16 protein-coding genes are annotated in these 17,413 nt (G+C 63.1%); 4 read left to right on the top strand and 12 right to left on the bottom strand.

All coding sequences use genetic code 11. The features are described from left to right. Window positions 1–15: 15 nt before the first annotated feature. The 10 genes from rpsJ to ACT89O_RS01970 form a co-directional block, all read right to left on the bottom strand. The gene (gene rpsJ / locus ACT89O_RS02015) at window positions 16–327 is read right to left on the bottom strand and encodes a 30S ribosomal protein S10 (RefSeq protein WP_005796953.1); all 312 of its coding nucleotides are present in this window, start codon (window positions 325–327) and stop codon (window positions 16–18) included. A gap of 26 nt (window positions 328–353) precedes the next feature. Next, a complete protein-coding gene (gene tuf / locus ACT89O_RS02010; protein ID WP_056642984.1) occupies window positions 354–1,544 on the bottom strand; it encodes an elongation factor Tu in 1,191 nt (396 codons plus the stop codon). A gap of 222 nt (window positions 1,545–1,766) precedes the next feature. After that, window positions 1,767–3,869 (bottom strand): elongation factor G, encoded by a 2,103-nt coding sequence (gene fusA, locus ACT89O_RS02005; protein ID WP_055401687.1) that lies wholly within the window; start codon window positions 3,867–3,869, stop codon window positions 1,767–1,769. A gap of 151 nt (window positions 3,870–4,020) precedes the next feature. Beyond that, window positions 4,021–4,494, bottom strand: a complete 474-nt coding sequence (gene rpsG / locus ACT89O_RS02000; protein ID WP_005798541.1) for a 30S ribosomal protein S7 — start codon at window positions 4,492–4,494, stop codon at window positions 4,021–4,023. Between the two features lie 172 nt (window positions 4,495–4,666). After that, a complete protein-coding gene (gene rpsL, locus ACT89O_RS01995; protein WP_007851137.1) occupies window positions 4,667–5,044 on the bottom strand; it encodes a 30S ribosomal protein S12 in 378 nt (125 codons plus the stop codon). A 260-nt stretch (window positions 5,045–5,304) separates the two neighbouring features. Next, entirely contained in the window at window positions 5,305–6,474 is a 1,170-nt protein-coding gene (locus ACT89O_RS01990; protein ID WP_121507826.1) for a D-alanyl-D-alanine carboxypeptidase family protein, read from the bottom strand. Window positions 6,475–6,593: 119 nt separating this feature from the next. Continuing rightward, window positions 6,594–7,247 (bottom strand): alpha/beta hydrolase, encoded by a 654-nt coding sequence (locus tag ACT89O_RS01985; protein WP_121507827.1) that lies wholly within the window; start codon window positions 7,245–7,247, stop codon window positions 6,594–6,596. Between the two features lie 97 nt (window positions 7,248–7,344). Beyond that, window positions 7,345–7,704, bottom strand: a complete 360-nt coding sequence (locus ACT89O_RS01980; RefSeq protein ID WP_121507828.1) for a (2Fe-2S) ferredoxin domain-containing protein — start codon at window positions 7,702–7,704, stop codon at window positions 7,345–7,347. 55 nt (window positions 7,705–7,759) lie between these two features. Next, window positions 7,760–8,857: a VanZ family protein gene (locus tag ACT89O_RS01975; protein WP_228897630.1), complete on the bottom strand. Its 1,098-nt coding sequence runs from the start codon at window positions 8,855–8,857 to the stop codon at window positions 7,760–7,762. Window positions 8,858–8,869: 12 nt separating this feature from the next. Next, window positions 8,870–9,298: a CopD family protein gene (locus ACT89O_RS01970; protein ID WP_121507830.1), complete on the bottom strand. Its 429-nt coding sequence runs from the start codon at window positions 9,296–9,298 to the stop codon at window positions 8,870–8,872. 326 nt (window positions 9,299–9,624) lie between these two features. Here ACT89O_RS01970 and hemB point away from each other — a divergent pair, with 326 nt between their 5' ends. Both hemB and ACT89O_RS01960 read left to right on the top strand, forming a co-directional pair. Continuing rightward, on the top strand, window positions 9,625–10,632 hold the full coding sequence (gene hemB / locus ACT89O_RS01965) for a porphobilinogen synthase (RefSeq protein ID WP_487261679.1): 1,008 nt from the start codon (window positions 9,625–9,627) through the stop codon (window positions 10,630–10,632). A 58-nt stretch (window positions 10,633–10,690) separates the two neighbouring features. After that, on the top strand, window positions 10,691–11,821 hold the full coding sequence (locus ACT89O_RS01960) for a magnesium transporter CorA family protein (RefSeq protein WP_121421994.1): 1,131 nt from the start codon (window positions 10,691–10,693) through the stop codon (window positions 11,819–11,821). Between the two features lie 74 nt (window positions 11,822–11,895). Here ACT89O_RS01960 and ACT89O_RS01955 read toward each other — a convergent pair whose 3' ends face one another. Then, a complete protein-coding gene (locus ACT89O_RS01955) occupies window positions 11,896–13,446 on the bottom strand; it encodes a tetratricopeptide repeat protein (RefSeq protein ID WP_218301220.1) in 1,551 nt (516 codons plus the stop codon). Between the two features lie 271 nt (window positions 13,447–13,717). Next, window positions 13,718–14,731 carry a porin gene (locus ACT89O_RS01950; RefSeq protein WP_057228604.1) on the bottom strand — a complete coding sequence of 338 codons (1,014 nt, stop codon included), beginning with the start codon at window positions 14,729–14,731 and terminating at the stop codon, window positions 13,718–13,720. 793 nt (window positions 14,732–15,524) lie between these two features. Here ACT89O_RS01950 and ACT89O_RS01945 point away from each other — a divergent pair. Further along, a complete protein-coding gene (locus tag ACT89O_RS01945; RefSeq protein WP_431151582.1) occupies window positions 15,525–16,208 on the top strand; it encodes a heavy metal response regulator transcription factor in 684 nt (227 codons plus the stop codon). Between the two features lie 55 nt (window positions 16,209–16,263). Beyond that, window positions 16,264–17,379 carry a heavy metal sensor histidine kinase gene (locus tag ACT89O_RS01940; RefSeq protein ID WP_158603838.1) on the top strand — a complete coding sequence of 372 codons (1,116 nt, stop codon included), beginning with the start codon at window positions 16,264–16,266 and terminating at the stop codon, window positions 17,377–17,379. Window positions 17,380–17,413: the final 34 nt, after the last annotated feature.

Genomic DNA, 17,413 nt, shown 5'->3' with positions numbered 1-17,413 from the left:
ACGGCCGTCGCTACATCACTGCAGCTTGATTTCGACGTCCACGCCAGCAGGCAGGTCGAGCTTCATCAGGGCGTCAACGGTCTTGTCCGTTGGGTCCACGATGTCCATCAGACGCTGGTGCGTGCGGATTTCGAGCTGGTCGCGGCTGGTCTTGTTGACGTGCGGCGAGCGCAGGATGTCGAAACGCTTCATGCGTGTCGGCAGGGGCACGGGGCCCTTGACGATGGCGCCGGTGCGCTTGGCGGTGTCAACGATCTCGGCAGCGGACTGGTCGATCAGCTTGTAGTCAAACGCCTTCAGGCGGATGCGGATTTTTTGCTTGGACATGGCAAGTTCCTTGTTCTGCTTATGGATTAAGCAATGATCTTGGCCACGACGCCAGCGCCCACGGTACGGCCGCCTTCGCGGATAGCGAAGCGCAGACCTTCTTCCATGGCGATGGGGTTGATCAGCTTCACAGTGATCGACACGTTGTCACCAGGCATGACCATTTCCTTATCGGCTGGCAGCTCGATGGCGCCGGTCACGTCGGTCGTGCGGAAGTAGAACTGAGGGCGGTAGTTGTTGAAGAAGGGCGTGTGACGGCCGCCTTCGTCCTTGCTCAGAACATACACTTCAGCGGTGAAGTGGGTGTGGGGCTTGATCGAGCCGGGCTTGCACAGCACTTGGCCGCGCTCCACATCTTCGCGCTTGGTGCCGCGCAGCAGCAGGCCGACGTTGTCGCCAGCTTGACCTTGGTCCAGCAGCTTGCGGAACATTTCCACGCCGGTGCAGATGGTCTTTTGCGTGTCGCGGATACCGACGATTTCGATTTCTTCGCCGACCTTGATGATGCCGCGCTCAACGCGACCGGTCACCACGGTGCCACGGCCGGAGATGGAGAACACGTCTTCCACGGGCATCAGGAAGGCACCGTCCACAGCGCGCTCTGGCGTGGGGATGTAGGTGTCCAGCGCTTCAGCCAGCTTCATGATGGCTTCTTCACCCAGCTTGCCCTTGTCGCCTTCCAGGGCGAGCTTGGCAGAACCACGGATGATGGGGGTGTCGTCGCCCGGGAAGTCGTACTTGTCCAGGAGTTCGCGCACTTCCATTTCGACGAGTTCGAGCAGTTCTTCGTCGTCCACCATGTCGCACTTGTTCAGGAACACGATGATGTAAGGCACGCCCACTTGGCGAGCCAGCAGGATGTGCTCGCGGGTCTGGGGCATGGGGCCGTCAGCAGCCGAGCACACCAGGATAGCGCCGTCCATCTGGGCTGCGCCGGTGATCATGTTCTTCACATAGTCGGCGTGGCCAGGGCAGTCCACGTGGGCGTAGTGGCGGTTGGCCGTTTCGTATTCCACGTGGGCGGTGTTGATCGTGATACCGCGGGCCTTTTCTTCGGGCGCTGCATCGATCTGGTCGTATGCCTTGGCTTCGCCGCCGAACTTGGCGGACAGCACGGTAGCGATGGCTGCCGTCAGCGTCGTCTTGCCATGGTCCACGTGGCCGATTGTGCCCACGTTGACGTGAGGCTTGGTCCGTTCGAATTTACCTTTTGCCATTTTGAATCTCCAAAGAGCAATGCCTGTGTTGGGGTTTAACGTCTGCACCCGATTGCTGGTTCGTCCCGCACAGGGCAACAGGACGGCACCGGGTCGCAGATTGCAAGAATTTTGCTACTGTTTTAATAGCTGCTAGCGCTTTATAGAGAAGCGCTAGCAGCCAATCTGACTCAAAAACAAAGAGGAAAGACCTGCCCAGGGCAGACCTTTCACTCGACGCGCTTACTTGGCGCGTGCAGCCATGATGGCTTCAGACACATTGCGCGGTGCTTCGCTGTAGTGCTTGAATTCCATCGAGTACGTAGCGCGGCCTTGCGTCGCGGAGCGCAGCGAGGTCGAGTAGCCGAACATTTCGGACAGCGGCACTTCAGCGCGGATGGCCTTGCCACCGCCCGGGATGTCGTCCATGCCCTGGACCATGCCACGGCGGGAGGACAGGTCACCCATCACGGTACCAGCGTAGTCTTCCGGCGTTTCCACTTCCACAGCCATCATGGGCTCCAGAATGACCGGGCCGGCCTTGCGGCAGCCTTCCTTGAAGCCGAAGATGGCAGCCATCTTGAACGCCAGTTCGTTCGAGTCCACATCGTGGTACGAACCGAAGTGCAGCGTGACCTTGACGTCCACCACGGGGTAGCCAGCCAGCACGCCTTGCGTCACGGCTTCGTTGATACCCTTTTCCACGGCCGGGATGAATTCGCGAGGAACCACACCACCCTTGATCGCGTCGACGAACTCGATGCCCTTGCCGGCTTCGTTAGGTTCGATCTTGAGCACGACGTGGCCGTACTGGCCCTTACCGCCGGACTGGCGCACGAACTTGCCTTCGGCTTCTTCCACCGTCTTGCGGATGGTTTCGCGGTAGGCAACCTGGGGCTTGCCCACGTTGGCTTCCACGCCGAATTCACGCTTCATGCGGTCCACGATGATTTCCAGGTGCAACTCGCCCATACCGGCGATCAGCGTCTGGCCCGATTCTTCGTCGGTCTTCACGCGGAAGGATGGATCTTCTGCAGCCAAGCGCTGCAGTGCGATGCCCATCTTTTCCTGGTCGGCCTTGGTCTTGGGTTCCACGGCCTGGGTGATCACAGGCTCAGGGAACACCATGCGCTCCAGAATGATCTGGGAGTCGATGTCGCTCAGCGTTTCACCGGTCGTCACGTCCTTCAGGCCCACGCAGGCAGCGATGTCGCCGGCACGGATTTCTTCGACTTCCTGGCGCTCGTTGGCGTGCATCTGCACGATACGGCCGATACGTTCCTTCTTGCCCTTGATGGGGTTGTAGACGGTATCGCCCTTGCTCAGAACGCCGGAGTACACACGCACGAAGGTCAGCTGGCCCACGAACGGGTCGGTCATCAGCTTGAATGCCAGAGCCGAGAACTTCTCGCTGTCGTCCGCCTTGCGGGTGACGGGGTTTTCGTCTTCATCGGTACCCGTCACGTCAGGGATGTCCGTCGGTGCCGGCAGGTAGTCGATCACGGCGTCCAGCATGCGCTGCACACCCTTGTTCTTGAACGCGGTGCCGCAAAGCATCGGGTGGATTTCCGTGGCGATGGTGCGCGTACGCAGGCCGAACTTGATTTCAGCTTCGGAGAGGTCGCCCTCTTCCAGGTACTTGTTCATCAGCTCTTCGGAGGCTTCGGCAGCGGCTTCCACCATCTTCTCGCGCCATTCCTTGGCAGATGCGACCAGGTCGGCTGGAATTTCTTCGTAGGTGAACTTCATGCCCTGCGAGGCTTCATCCCACAGAATGGCCTTCATCTTCAGCAGATCGACCACGCCGGTGAACTTGTCTTCGGCGCCGATTGGGATCACCACGGGCACAGGGTTGGCCTTCAGGCGCAGCTTCATCTGCTCGTAGACCTTGAAGAAGTTGGCACCGGTACGGTCCATCTTGTTCACGAAGGCCAGGCGAGGCACCTTGTACTTGTTGGCTTGGCGCCAGACGGTTTCCGACTGGGGCTGCACGCCACCCACGGCGCAGTACACCATGCAGGCACCGTCGAGCACGCGCATCGAACGTTCCACTTCGATCGTGAAGTCCACGTGACCGGGGGTGTCGATGATGTTGAAGCGGTGCTCCTCGTAGGAGTTGTCCATGCCCTTCCAGAAGCAGGTCGTGGCAGCCGAGGTGATCGTGATGCCGCGCTCTTGTTCCTGCTCCATCCAGTCCATGGTGGCAGCGCCGTCGTGCACTTCGCCAATCTTGTGGCTCACGCCCGTGTAGAACAGGATACGTTCGGTGGTCGTGGTCTTGCCAGCGTCAATGTGGGCCGAGATACCGATATTGCGGTAGCGCTCGATGGGAGTCTTGCGAGCCATGGTGGATCCTTGGATGGGTCGTGTTATTCAGGGGAAGGGCCCAGCATTGTGGCGCTGCGACCCGTCAATTTTGTGACCACCTCAATCGCCACAAGGCTGCAGGCAAAATTGCCGGCAGCCTTGCGCTTGGCGACGAGGGCAGTTCGTCGATTTAGAAGCGGAAGTGGCTGAATGCCTTGTTGGCTTCGGCCATGCGGTGCACTTCGTCACGCTTCTTCATGGCGCCGCCACGGCCTTCGGTGGCTTCCAGCAGTTCGTTGGCCAGGCGTTGGGCCATCGACTTCTCACCGCGCTTGCGGGCGGCCTCCTTAATCCAGCGCATGGACAGAGCCAGACGACGGACAGGGCGCACTTCCACAGGCACCTGGTAGTTGGCACCGCCCACGCGGCGGGACTTCACTTCGACCATGGGCTTCACGTTGTTGATGGCAACAGTGAAGGCTTCCAGCGGGTCCTTGTCAGGGTGCTTCTTCTCGATCAGTTCCAGGGCGCCATAAATGATGCGCTCTGCAACCGCCTTTTTGCCGCCTTCCATGATCACGTTCATGAATTTGGACAGCTCTACATTGCCGAACTTGGGATCCGGCAGGATTTCACGTTTGGGGACTTCGCGACGACGTGGCATTTTTTACCTCTATCTTTGCTTCAGTTGGCATCTTTTCAGACACCGCGAGAGCCAATCAAGGACTCCCACTTACTCGACCCGCGCAGAACACCTGCGTTTGGGGCCACTACGCTGCTTCACCGCGCCACGCGGGAGACAGCACCGAAAATTCTTTTGTGCAAAAGCGCAGGGCTTACTTGGCCTTGGGCTTCTTGGCACCGTACTTGGAGCGCGACTGCTTGCGGTCTTTCACGCCTTGCAAGTCGAGCGAACCACGCACGATGTGGTAACGCACACCGGGCAAGTCCTTGACACGACCGCCACGAACCAGCACCACGCTGTGTTCTTGCAGGTTGTGGCCTTCACCGCCGATGTAGGAAATGACCTCAAAACCGTTGGTCAGGCGCACCTTGGCAACCTTACGCAGAGCGGAGTTAGGCTTCTTAGGCGTCGTGGTGTACACACGGGTGCACACGCCGCGGCGCTGGGGAGAGTTTTCCATCGCAGGGCTCTTGGACTTGATCTTTTCGACCTCGCGCCCCTGACGGACTAGTTGATTGATGGTTGGCATGAATACGTCCCTAAACGTAAAAAACGAAAACGTGAAACCCTTCGGAATTTCCGAAAAGCCTTCTAATGTAGCAGCAAGGCCCTGAACGGGCAAGCGCTACGCGGTTTTCCTCGGAAACCCAGGCTCAAGATGGAGACCAACAGCTGCCGAAAGCGCGCGGCCAAGCCAGAACCGCCGCGCTGGCGGTGCCCCCCTTTCTGAATGGCGCAGCCATTCGGAAAGGGGTGAAAACGCGGCAGCGCCTGAGGAGGATGTTCCTGCTACTTTATCCAGAGCCGGATGGCATCCCATGCACGGCCCAGGATGCCTGCCTGTTCCACGCCTTCCAGCGCGACCAGCGGCACTTCCGCCACAGCCTGTTCGCCCAGGAGTACCTTCAGGGCGCCCACAGACTGCCCCTTGGTGAACGGAGCAACCAGCGGGTCGGGGCGCGCAATCTGGGTGGTGATCTTGCCTGCACTGCCTGCGGGCACGGTCACCACGATGGCCTCATCGCGGCCGATCTTGAGGGTGTTTTCCGTGCCCTTCCAGACAGCGGGCGTAGCGACGGGCTTGCCGGCGTCAAACAGCTTGACGGCTTCAAACGCGGTATAGCCCCAGTTCAGCAACTTCTGGCTTTCGTTGGCGCGCGCATTTTCGCTGGCGGCACCGAGCACAATAGACAGCAGGCGGCGCTGGCCCACGCCGGGGAATTCACGCTTGGACGTTGCCACGAGGCAGTAGCCTGCGGCTGCGGTGTGGCCGGTCTTGAGGCCGTCCACGGTCGGATCGCGGAACAGCAGGGAATTGCGATTGCTGCCGTTCGATGCAGGCGTGCCGGGGTAGCTGTACTGCTTGGTGGAGTAGTAGTGCATGTACTCCGGGAAATCCTTCATCAGGCGCGTGGCGAGAACGGACAGGTCGCGCGCCGTGGTGAGGTGGCCGGGCTCGGTCAGGCCTTCGGGGTTCTTGTAGCTGGTGCCGCTCATGCCCAGGGCCTTGGCCTGGTCGTTCATGAGCTTGACGAAGTTTTCGTACGTGCCGCCAACGCCCTCGGCCAGCGCTACCGTGGCATCGTTGCCGGACTGGACGATCATGCCCTTGATGAGGTCTTCCACCGGCACCTGCATCTTGGGGTCGATGAACATGCGCGAGCCGGGCATCTTCCAGGCACGCACGCTCACGGGCAACTTCTGGTCCAGCGTTATCTTCTTGGCGCGCAGCGCGTCAAACACCAGGTAGCCCGTCATGAGTTTGGTGAGCGAAGCCTGCTCCACCGGCGCGTCAATGTCCTTGGCGGCCAGCACCTGGTTGGCCGTGACGTCCACCAGCATATAAGTGCGCGCAGCAATTTCAGGAGGCTGGGGCGCCTGGGCATAGGCGCCGAAAGCGGCAGGGGCCACGGCAGCAAAGACGGCCAGGGATCGCAGCGCGGACAGGATTCGTTTCATGGGCAATAAGGGGCTGGAAAGGCTCGGAAAAGAGGAAAAAGAAACAGCAGAAACTGCTGGGAGGCGACCAGGAGGGGCGGGTTGAAGCCAACCCAAAGTCAGACGCAGGCTTGAGTGGCTCAGCCTCGCGATTGCAGGTGGCGCACCACCAGATTTTTCAGAAGCGGCAATTGTCCGTGAAAGAAATGCCCCCCTGCGGGAATGACTGTGACAGGCAGTATCTGGGGCCGCGCCCAGTCCATCACAGCGGCCAGCGGCACAGTGTCGTCGTGCTCGCCGTGCACGACCAGGGTGCGCAGATGGGCATCGGGCGGCACCGGGGCAACGGCAAAACGGCTGGCTGCCGTGCCCACCAGCACTGCCTGGTCCACGCGACCCTGCGGCCAGAGGGCGGCCAGCGCATGGCTGGTGACAAATGCGCCAAACGAGAATCCCGCCAGCGCAATCCGCTGACCAGCGGCAACGGGCGCCACCTGCTCCACCACTGCCAGCAGGTCCTGCAGCTCGCCCTGGCCTTCGTCGTACACGCCTTCGGTGCCGCCCACGCCGCGAAAATTGAAACGCACGGCTGTCCAGCCACACTGCACAAAGGCGCGCGCCAGCGTCTGCACCACCTTGTTGTCCATGGTGCCGCCAAACAGCGGATGGGGGTGGGCAATGATGGCCACGCCACGGGGCGCAGCAGCACCGTCGGCCAGCGCGGCAGCGTCACGCACGGCCTCGATGGCGCCTGCGGGGCCGGACAGGGTCAGGCGTTCGGTCTGGGCATTCACGGGTTTACTACCAATTTAATAGCTGCTAGCGCCTGATGGACAAGCGCTAGCAGCCAAAATCATTCAAGAAAAAACAACGAGACGGATGGAGGCGTATTCAGCGGCCAAGTTCCGCCGGTGTGACCAGGCGCTCCACCACCTGGCCGTTTTTCAGGTGCGATTCGACGATCTCGTCGATGTCGGCCGCGTCCACATAGGTGTACCAAGTGCCCTCGGGGTAGACCACCGCGACGGGGCCCGCCGCGCAGCGGTCCAGGCAGCCGGCCTTGTTCACGCGCACCTTGCCGGCCCCCGCCAGGCCTGCCGCCTTCACCTGGGCCTTGCAGCGGTCAAAACCCGCCTGGGCGTTGTGGTGGGCGCAACTGTCCTCGCCGTTGGTGCGTTCGTTGAGGCAGAAAAAGATGTGGCGCTGGTAGTAGCCGGGCACTGCGGCCGGTGCGGGGGTGGTGTCGCTCATGGCTGCATTTTACGAACCCACGCGTCCGTGACGCCGTCGCGGCGCTGAATGCGACTCAGGAGGAGCCTTCCTTGCGCGACACCCGAAACACCACGTAGATCAGCGTGGCGTAGGGCCACAGCCACCCCAGCCACTGGCCCAGGCCGTAAAAGCGGATGAACCGGCCCTGCTCCCAGATCTGCAGCGTCTGCGCAAAGTAGGCGCTGGTGGGCGCCTGGTTGAGCAGCGCCAGGTGCCAGACCAGGGCCACCAGCAGCACGGCAGCGCAGGCACGCCGGGGCAAGGCCAGCAGCATCACCGCCAGCGCCAGCGCGCCCCACACGCCCACGCGCGTGGGCAGGCCCATCCATTCCCAGGCATGCACGGGGCCCCAGCTCAGGGCGGCCGACAGCGCAGTGAGCGTGACGCCCACGGCCACCACACCCAGGGCAAACAGCGCCCGTCGCCCCACATGGCGGATCACGCAGTAGCCCAGCAGGCACGGGGCCAGCAGGCCCAGCGTCACGCACAGCAGCTCCCCACTGGGCGAGAGCGGGTCGAGCGCAGCCTCGCGCAGCGGCAGCCACTCCAGAAACGGGGTGTCGGCCAGCACCTCGATGAGCGCCGCTTCCAGCCGCTCCAGCACCTGCCCCAGCCCGAACGGCACCGCCGCCGGGAACAGCAGCGCCAGCGGCCACAGCGCCAGCAGCACGATGGCGCCGCTGGCGTCCTGCACAAACCAGCGGCCCTTGAAATCGCTCCAGCGGTCGATGGCGCCCAGGCGCTCCAGCAGCGCGGCGCTCAGCGCCCCCGCCAGGGTGCCCGCCGCGTTGAGCAGCAAGTCCAGATTGGAGGGCACACGCCGGGGCAGGTAGATCTGCAGGAACTCCATGACCAGTGACAGCAGCATGCCCACCAGCGTGGCCAGCAGCACCGCGCCCCGCCCCCAGCCCGAGCGCAGCATGGCCAGCACCAGCAGAAAACCCAGCGGGGCATACCCCACCACATTGGTGGCGATGTCAAAACCCGTCCAGTACGGCGGGGGCAGCGGCGCCAGCAGGAAGACCAGGGGGTCAATGCCCTGGGCGCGCCAGCCGTCAAACGGGAACAGGCTGGCAAAGACGATGAGCGCTGTATAGATCAGCGCGAGAGGCCAGGCGGAGGTCTTGGGCACCTGCGTGCGAGCCTAGAACGGCTTGACCACCACCAGCACCACGGCGGCCACCAGCATCAGCACGGGAGCCTCGTTGAACCAGCGGAACCACACATGACTCCTGCGGCTGGTGCCGTCGGCCAGCTTGCGCAGCACCACGCTGCAGGCGTGGTGGTAGCCGATCACCAGCAGCACCACCGCAAGCTTGGCGTGCATCCAGCCATTGCCGGGGCCCCAGCCGATGCCGTAACCCATCCACAGCCACAGGCCCAGCGCCAGCGCAGGCACGGCCAGCAGCGTGGTAAAGCGCAAAAGCTTGCGTGCCATGAGCAGCAGGCGGTCGCGCTCGGCGGCCGAGCCCGGCGCCACCATCGCCAGATTGACGAAGATGCGCGGCAGATAGAAAAGGCCCGCAAACCAGCTGGCCACGAAGACGATGTGAAAGGCTTTGACCCAGAGCATGGAGGCAGTTTAAGGGCCCGTGCGGGCCACCCGAGGCCGCACCAAAAAAAAGCCCGGCAAATCCGCCGGGCCGGGAAAGCCTGTTTTGCATCGCTGCAACCCGAGGCCCCGCTCAGGGAGGGAAAGCGGGGGGCGGCAAGCCGCCCGGCGCCAATTTAGCACCGGGCATCGGGTGTTACAAGCGGCATTTCCAAGGTGAGAAGGCGTCGCAATGGTGTTTGAAACCGGCGCGCCCCATGCCAGTGCACCCGTGGATCCAGCTTCGCCGGTCCAGGGGGTGCGTCCCCCGAGGGAGCCGCGCAGCGGCTCAGGGAGATAATCTCGCGATGCACTTCCAAAGCCCCGCCCCCTTCCCCCAGAACCGCCCGCGCCGCCTGCGCCGCGATGCTTTTACCCGCAACCTGGTGCGCGAAAACGCTGTGACGCCGCACGACCTGATCTACCCCGTGTTTGTGCATGAAGGCAGCCAGCGCCGCGAGGCCGTGACCTCCATGCCCGGCGTGGACCGCCTGAGCCTGGACCTGCTGCTGCCCGTGGCCGAAGACTGCGTGAAGCTGGGCATTCCGGTTCTGGCGCTTTTCCCGGCGATCGACCCGTCGCTCAAGACGCCCGACGGCAAAGAGGCCCTGAACCCCGACGGCCTGATCCCGCGCGTGGTGCGGGCGCTGAAGAAGGAATTCCCCGGCCTGGGCGTGATGACCGATGTGGCACTGGACCCGTACACCAGCCACGGCCAGGACGGCGTGCTGGACGAGACCGGCTACATCATCAATGACGAGACGGTGGAGATCCTCACCGGCCAGGCGCTCACGCACGCCGAGGCGGGTGTGGACATCGTCGCGCCAAGCGACATGATGGACGGGCGCATCGGCGCCATCCGCGAGGCGCTGGAGGTGCAGGGCCATATCCACACCCGCATCATGGCCTACAGTGCCAAGTACGCCAGCGCCTTCTACGGCCCCTTTCGCGACGCCGTGGGCACGCGTGGCGCCCTGGGCAAGGCCGACAAGAATGTTTACCAGATGGACCCCGGCAACAGCGACGAAGCCCTGCGCGAGGTGGCCATCGACATCGCCGAAGGCGCGGACATGGTGATGGTCAAGCCCGGCATGCCGTACCTGGACATCGTGCGCCGCGTGAAGGACGAGTTCCACGTGCCCACCTTTGCCTACCAGGTGAGCGGCGAGTACGCCATGATCAAGGCCGCTGCCGCCAACGGCTGGCTGGACCACGACGCCGTGATGATGGAAAGCCTGCTGGCCTTCAAGCGGGCGGGCGCCGACGGCGTGCTGACCTACTTTGCGCGCGACGCGGCTCGCTTGCTAACAAAATAATAGCTACTAGCGCTTTATGGACAAGCGCTAGAGGCACTTTTCATTCAAAACCGGGTTCATGCGCATCTTCCACATCCACAACGGCGGCGTGCAGGAGCTGACCGCGTTGCCCGCTCAGATGCCCGCCCAGGGTTTTGTTTGGATCGCCTGCGGGCGCCCCGCCTTCCAGGCGCGGCTGGCCGAGATCCAGGCACGCCTGCAAACCCTGGTGGGGCTGCAGCTGGTGGACCTGCACGTGTCCGACCTGCTCAACGCGCAGCTGCCCTCGCACTACGACTACACCTCGCAATATGACCTGCTGGTGTTTCGCCGCCTGGCCACCGCGCAGGGCGACACCGTCGACTCGCCCGTGGAAGGTGACAGCCCCGCCAGCCCACTCAAACGCAGCGGCCCACCGGTGCTGCGCCGCATCGACACCAGCCCGGTGGGGTTTGCGGTGTTCGACCAGCTGCTGCTGACCGTACACCCCGCAGACTGCGCAGTGCGCGACGCCTATGCGGCCCGTCTGCTGGCATCGCTACCCACCAGCAACGGCACCGAAGGCCGCAGCAGCCCCGTGCCCGGCGCCCGCGTGCCCGCCAGCCCGGCCGACCTGATGCTGCGCGTGGTGAACATGATGGTGGACCGCTATCTGGACCTGCGCCGCGAACTCACGCGCCAGCTCGACCACTGGCAAAACGAGCTGCTCAAGCCCCGGGCGCGGTATGTGAACTGGAGTTCGCTGCTGGAAGCACGGCTGGCCCTGCACAAGCTCGACGAGATCTGCGAAGACCAGCGCACCGCCGTGCAGGACTGGATCGATGCGCTGGAAACCTGGGCCTTGCCCGACACCCCGGCTGGCCTGCGCGAGCTGGACCTGCTCAAGGTGCGCAGCCGGGACGTGCTGGAGCACATCGAGCGCGTGGTGCACCACGTGCGGCGGCTGGAGCAGAGCACCGAAACCGCCGTGCAGATGCATTTCAGCGTGCAGAGCAACCGCACCAACGACATCATGCGCACGCTCACGGCGCTCACCGCCGTGTTCCTGCCGCTCAATCTGATAGCGGGCATCTTCGGCATGAACTTCGAGTTCTTGCCGCTCATCCACAAGGCCGATGGGTTCTGGTGGGCGTTGGGCTCGATGGTCTTCATCGCACTGTCGCTGGTGATGCTGTTCTGGCGCAAGCGGTATCTGGCGAGGACGAGGTGACCGTGCTCGCGAAGGCACTCAGCTGACGAAGCTCTCCCAGTCAGACATTCTTCGCACCAGAGTCCACGCAGCCGTCAACCCGCCAACGCCAAGGCCAGTGGTTGTCGTGCGCGAAAAGCCCATTTCGGCCCCAGACGGAAGGCCTCCAGCCTGCGCGAGGAAGCGGTGGCAAAAAAGAGGTCTTCGGACAAATGGAGGCGTTCAAATACCCGCCGCTGGCGCACCGAGCGGCGGCGCAGATCCCCCTCAAAGGCATTGCCGTCACCGCGCGATTGTTCGAACAATGCTGCCGCGCGCGCCAGGTTCTGCAGCGCCAGGGGCGTCAATGCCGGCACGGCACGCGGTGCGGACAAACGGGCCTGCGCGATAAACGGGTTTTGCCCCACCAGCAAACCCCATGGCCGACGGCCCTCGACGGGGTCGACACTCAAGGCTTCCAGCTTGGTCAAACCGAAGTCGCGCGCCAGCGTCAGCCGCACGGCCAGCCAGGGATCGGCTTGACGCACTTGCTCAATCGCCTCGCGCGCCACGGATTCACTCCCCTGCAGCGGCAGCACCAGTGAGCCCAACAGGCGCTGCGCGTGCGCATCGCCCTGGTTGGCAGCGGCATGCAGCCACGCAATGGCCTGCTCCGACTCCACCACCGAGTTCGACGCGCGCAGTATCAAAGCCCCCAGCTTGCGCTGCGCCTCGGACTGCCCGGCCATTGCCGCTTTCTCCAGGAAGAAGCGGGCCATCTGCGGGTTGGATACCGACGAGCGATGGTCTGCATGCGTCGCGTACAGGGCAAGCCATGCGTCGTCCCGGCCCGCGTCCGCAGCGCGCAACAACAAGGCCACGCCTTTGCGCAGGTTCAGCGACGTGGCCAGCCGCGCTGGCGCCAGCGTGCCGCTGTCAATTCCGCAACGCGCACGGCCCAGCAGGCACGCAGCGTCCCGATCCCCGCGTACGACAGCCAGCTCCAGACTGGCCTCAATCTGGTCAGGTGCCAGCCCGCGCAAGGAGTGTTTCTCGCGCTCGGCCCACAAGACCGCCGCCACGACCAGGTCCGACAGGGCGTGTGTCAAGCGCGGCGCCACCATCAGCGCCACCCGCAGGCAATCGACCAGCTGGTCCAGTCCCCCTTCTTCACGCGCCTGGCGCGCAGCGATCACCGCGACCTGCACCACGTCCACTGCGGCGCTGGATTGGATCGATTCCACCATCGCCTCGAGGGCGCGGTCCGAGCGTGCACCCTCCACGGCCGCCATGACCTGGCAGGCCTCGACGTGCCCGGCTGCAGCGGCGGTCTCCAGCCACGACTGCCCCGCCGTGACGGAGCTGCGCGTCAACGCCATCCACACGCCCAGCTTGAACTGCGCCAAGGGGCTTCCCGCAGCGGCAGCCTTGTGCAATGCATCTTCCTGTTTCAGGTCCAGCAAATCCTGCAGCGGCAAACTCTCTGCAATGGCACACGCGGTTTCTGGCAGCTCACGGACGCTGGGGTGTGAGAGGTACTCGATCCCCGTGGCCACATGGCGCGGGAAGCCATCGCCCCCCACCAAATAACGTCGGCCCGCTTTGCTGCGGGCGGCGGGATCGCCCTGGCGGGCCAGGGTCAGCAATTGAATGTCTTGTCGGCGCATGCTTGGCTCTCTTCAACGTGTTGCGGGGGCGGCACACCAAAGCGGCTTTTGGCACGCAAACTGGCAAACACCCCCTGCTTTGGACAGGTTTGAAGAATAGAAACGCACGCCTGACAGCGGGATTGCGCGCACATGACATCTCTGTAATGAACCGCCTGGCCTGCCCGCGACCCATGCAAAAAAGCCCGCATCCCCTGGGGGATGCGGGCCAATCGTTTACCTTGGAGACAATTGCCCATCGCAATGGGCAAGAGGAAGACCGCCTGGGGTCTTAGAACGTGTGGCGCAGGCCGAAGTCCAGGCCCTTGGAGTTGTCACCTGCACTGGTCTTGGCACCGTTCAGTGCAAGCGCAGAACCGTTCTTGTTCTTCAGGTACGCGAAGGTGGTGTACAGGGCAGTGCGCTTGGACAGGTTGTGCACGTACCCCACGGCAAACTTGTTCGCCTGCACATTGGTGTCCTGAACGCTGACGCGGGACCACGAAGCGCGGACCAGACCAACGCTGCCCACGGGAGCCGTCGCGCCGATCATGTAGTGGCGAGCCTTCTCGTCGCGGGCCTTGGACTCATCCTGCCCAGCTTCAACCAGCAGCTTGGCCACACCGAAATCGTAAGAACCTCCGATGTTGGCATTCGTCACGTCGCCATACGCACCAAGGCTGGACACCGAGCCGTAGCTCACGCCCACATTGAGGGGGCCGTTTTCATAGCCAGCGCGCAACCCATAACCATTGCCGTCATTGGAGCCATTGGCGGCCTCGCCACGGTAGTACTGCACCTGGCCAAAGAACCCACCCAGATTCCTGGGCGTGAAGTACGACACGGAATTGCTGGTACGCGTCTGCATGGCGTAGCCGTAGTTGCTGCCCAGCGAAGTCGTCTTCAGAAGAGCGCCGACGCCGTTGTCGCCGAATGCGTCATAGATGTTGTTGTAGGTCGCAGTGAAATCACGGCCCAGGCGAACTTCGCCCCAGAGGTCATCCATCAGGCTGATGGTCGAGCGACGGTTGAAGTTGAAGGTGTTGCCGACGCCTGTACCGTCGTCCAGGTTGTACCCAGCTTCCAGCCAGAAGCCAGCCTTCATGCCACCACCAAGATCTTCAATACCTCGGAAACCGAGGCGGTTGGAAGCCAGACCACCGCTGCCCACGCTGGTCCGGTTCGTCTCACTGCCGCGGCCCACCTGAACCGCCACGTCTGCCACGCCAAACAGCGTGACAGACGATTGTGCATAAGAGGTTGCGCTGATGGCTGCAAGCACAGCCAATGTGGCGAATTTTTTCATGGTCATCCTTGTTAAGTGGGTTCAATCGGAGTCATGTCCCACGCCTTGTTGGCAGGACATGGTGCAAGCGTAGGCATTGCACCCTCCCGCCCACAGACCGCAGAGCGCAACCACGGGGGACACGCATGCGCCCCCCCCTCGGTTTGGGACAACGCCGTTTCACAGGTGCCACATTCCCTCCGAACTGAAAGGCTGTTGGCGATCCCCGGGAGGCACACAGCGGTTTGGCGGGATGGGTACGCCAGACACGGTGTGCAATAGATAGATAGATAGCCTGGACTTGCAAAACCGCTGCAAAAGCAGAGACTGGCTGCAAACACCACGGCCCGAAAGGTTGCCGCGAAATCGGGTGAGGAGACACAACCGCTGATTGCGCAAGGGCTAGGGACCCTCTGCACAAATCACCGCGCCGTGTGCAGCTGCAGTCTCGGGCGGTCTGCGGCGTTGCAAATACTCGCAATAGCTGCGGCTATTGCTGCGTTTTGCGCCTTGCAGCCCATCCCGATCCGCAGCGCCCACTTGCCGCTCGATTCGTGCAGAGGATCCCTAGCGCAAACGGCGCACCCGAAGCATCCGCGAGGATCATGGTCGCGCTCCAGACCAATCCTCCCGCGAGACCGCACACAAGCACTCACGACTGTTCGTGAATTCGCAACAGTGCATTTCGATCCAGCAAGCTTCTCAAATCCACACGCACCTTCAACAATCCACCAAAGTCAATCCGCAGCTTCCCTCCATCCGTCTGCACTCCACCTTTTTTTTGTCCCTTGAGAAACCGCCGGGATCTCGTCACATGCGCTTGCTTTCCATTGAAGACGAACGATCAACCGCTGCTTACCTGTACAAGGGCTTGACCGAGCATGGCCATGTCGTAGACACGGCGTTCGACGGGGTGGAAGGCCTGCACCTGGCCACCTCAGGGCACTACGACCTCATCCTGCTCGACGTGGGGCTGCCGGGCGCCAGTGGCTGGGATGTGCTGCAGGGCATTCGCACACAGCAACAGACACCGGTGTTTTTCATATCGGGCCGCGATGAGGTCGAAGACCGCGTCAAGGGGCTGCTGCTGGGTGCCGACGACTACATGGTCAAGCCCTTTGCGTTTTCCGAACTGCTGGCACGCATCCAGGTGGTCGCGCGCCGCCGCGCACCCATGTCCGCACCAGAGGGCGTGCTGCGCGTGGGCGAGCTGGAAGTCGATACCGCGCGCCGGCGCGTCAAACGGGGCGCGCTGCGCATTGATCTCACCACCCAGGAGTTTGTTCTCCTGGACTATCTGGCCCGCCATGCCGGCCAGGTCGTATCGCGCACCCTGATCGCGCAGAACGTGTGGGACATGCACTTTGACAGTGACACCAATGTGGTCGATGTGGCGGTGCGCCGACTGCGCGCCAAGATCGACGAGCCCTTCGCCGAAAAACTCATTCACACCGTCAGGGGCGTCGGCTATGTCCTCGAACTCCGAAACAACGCCTAGGGCGAGGACTTTCCTGCGGCGCTCTCTGCCCCTGAAGATCGCGCTGGCGATTTCTTTGATCACCCTGCTGTTGATCACGGCCAGCTTCTGGATGGTGATCTACCTGCTGGGCCAGGATTTCAACGACCTCCTGCCGCTGCTCGCCAGCAACGGAGGCATGGTCCATATCCCTGCAGAGGATTTGCACGCGCGGGGCCATGCCTTTGCCCTGCGCTCATGGCGTGTGTTTGCCATCACGCTGGGCGTCGGCGCGCTGGCCGCGAGCCTCTTCGCATGGTGCACCGCCAAGCTCATCCTGTCCTCGGCCCACCGCCTGGCCAACACGGCCAACCGCATCAGCGCCCATGCCTTGCACGAACGGCTGGCCCCCGAGAACAACATTGCCGAGCTGGAACCTGTGGCCCGGGCGTTCAACAACATGCTCGACCGGCTCCAGGATTCCTTCACCCGCCTGTCGGGTGTGTCGTCCGACATTGCGCACGATCTGCGCACTCCCATCCACCGCCTCCTGATGGTCGCGCAGGTCACGCTGGACCGTCCCCGCAGTGCGGACGAATACCGTGCGGTGATCGAGTCGGCTGTGCCAACGTATGAGCGCATGGGGCGGATGATCGAGAACATCCTGTTCCTCGCGCGCGCCGAGAGCCAGCAAAGCGCCGTTCATGCCACCTTCATCCCGCTGGAGCAACGGCTGGGGGCCATCGCAGCCTTCTTCGAACTGCTCGCCCAGGAGCGGGGTTTGGAGCTGGCGCTCCAGGTAGACCAGAGCGCCCACGTCTGGGCTGATGACACCCTGCTCACCCGCGCCACCGGCAACCTGCTGACCAATGCCATTCGCCACGCCCGCCCAGGCAGCACGGTTGTGCTCTCAGGATCGGTGGCATCAAATGGCGGCTGCCATATTTCGGTCTCTAACGAGGGCGAACCCATCGCCCTCAAGCACCAGGCCAGGATTTTTGAACGCGCATACCGGGTTGAAAGTCCGAGCAACGAACAAGCGCCCGGCGTTGGCCTGGGGCTGGCCATCGTAAAAAGCACCATGGAATTGCATGGAGGCTTGGTCTACGTGCGCAGCGCCCCAGGCCATCCGACGGTGTTCACCCTGTGGTTCCCGCCACCACCGCCGCGTGCACCGGAGGCTGGGCCATCACGCGGGCGTATCAGCCGGTAGCACGGGGTGCGATCGGGCGGGGACCTTGGGTCGC

It is taken from the genome of Acidovorax sp. NN32 (assembly GCF_057597245.1).
Note: the sequence above shows the minus strand (reverse complement) of the source record. Positions and strands in the feature narration are given on the sequence as shown.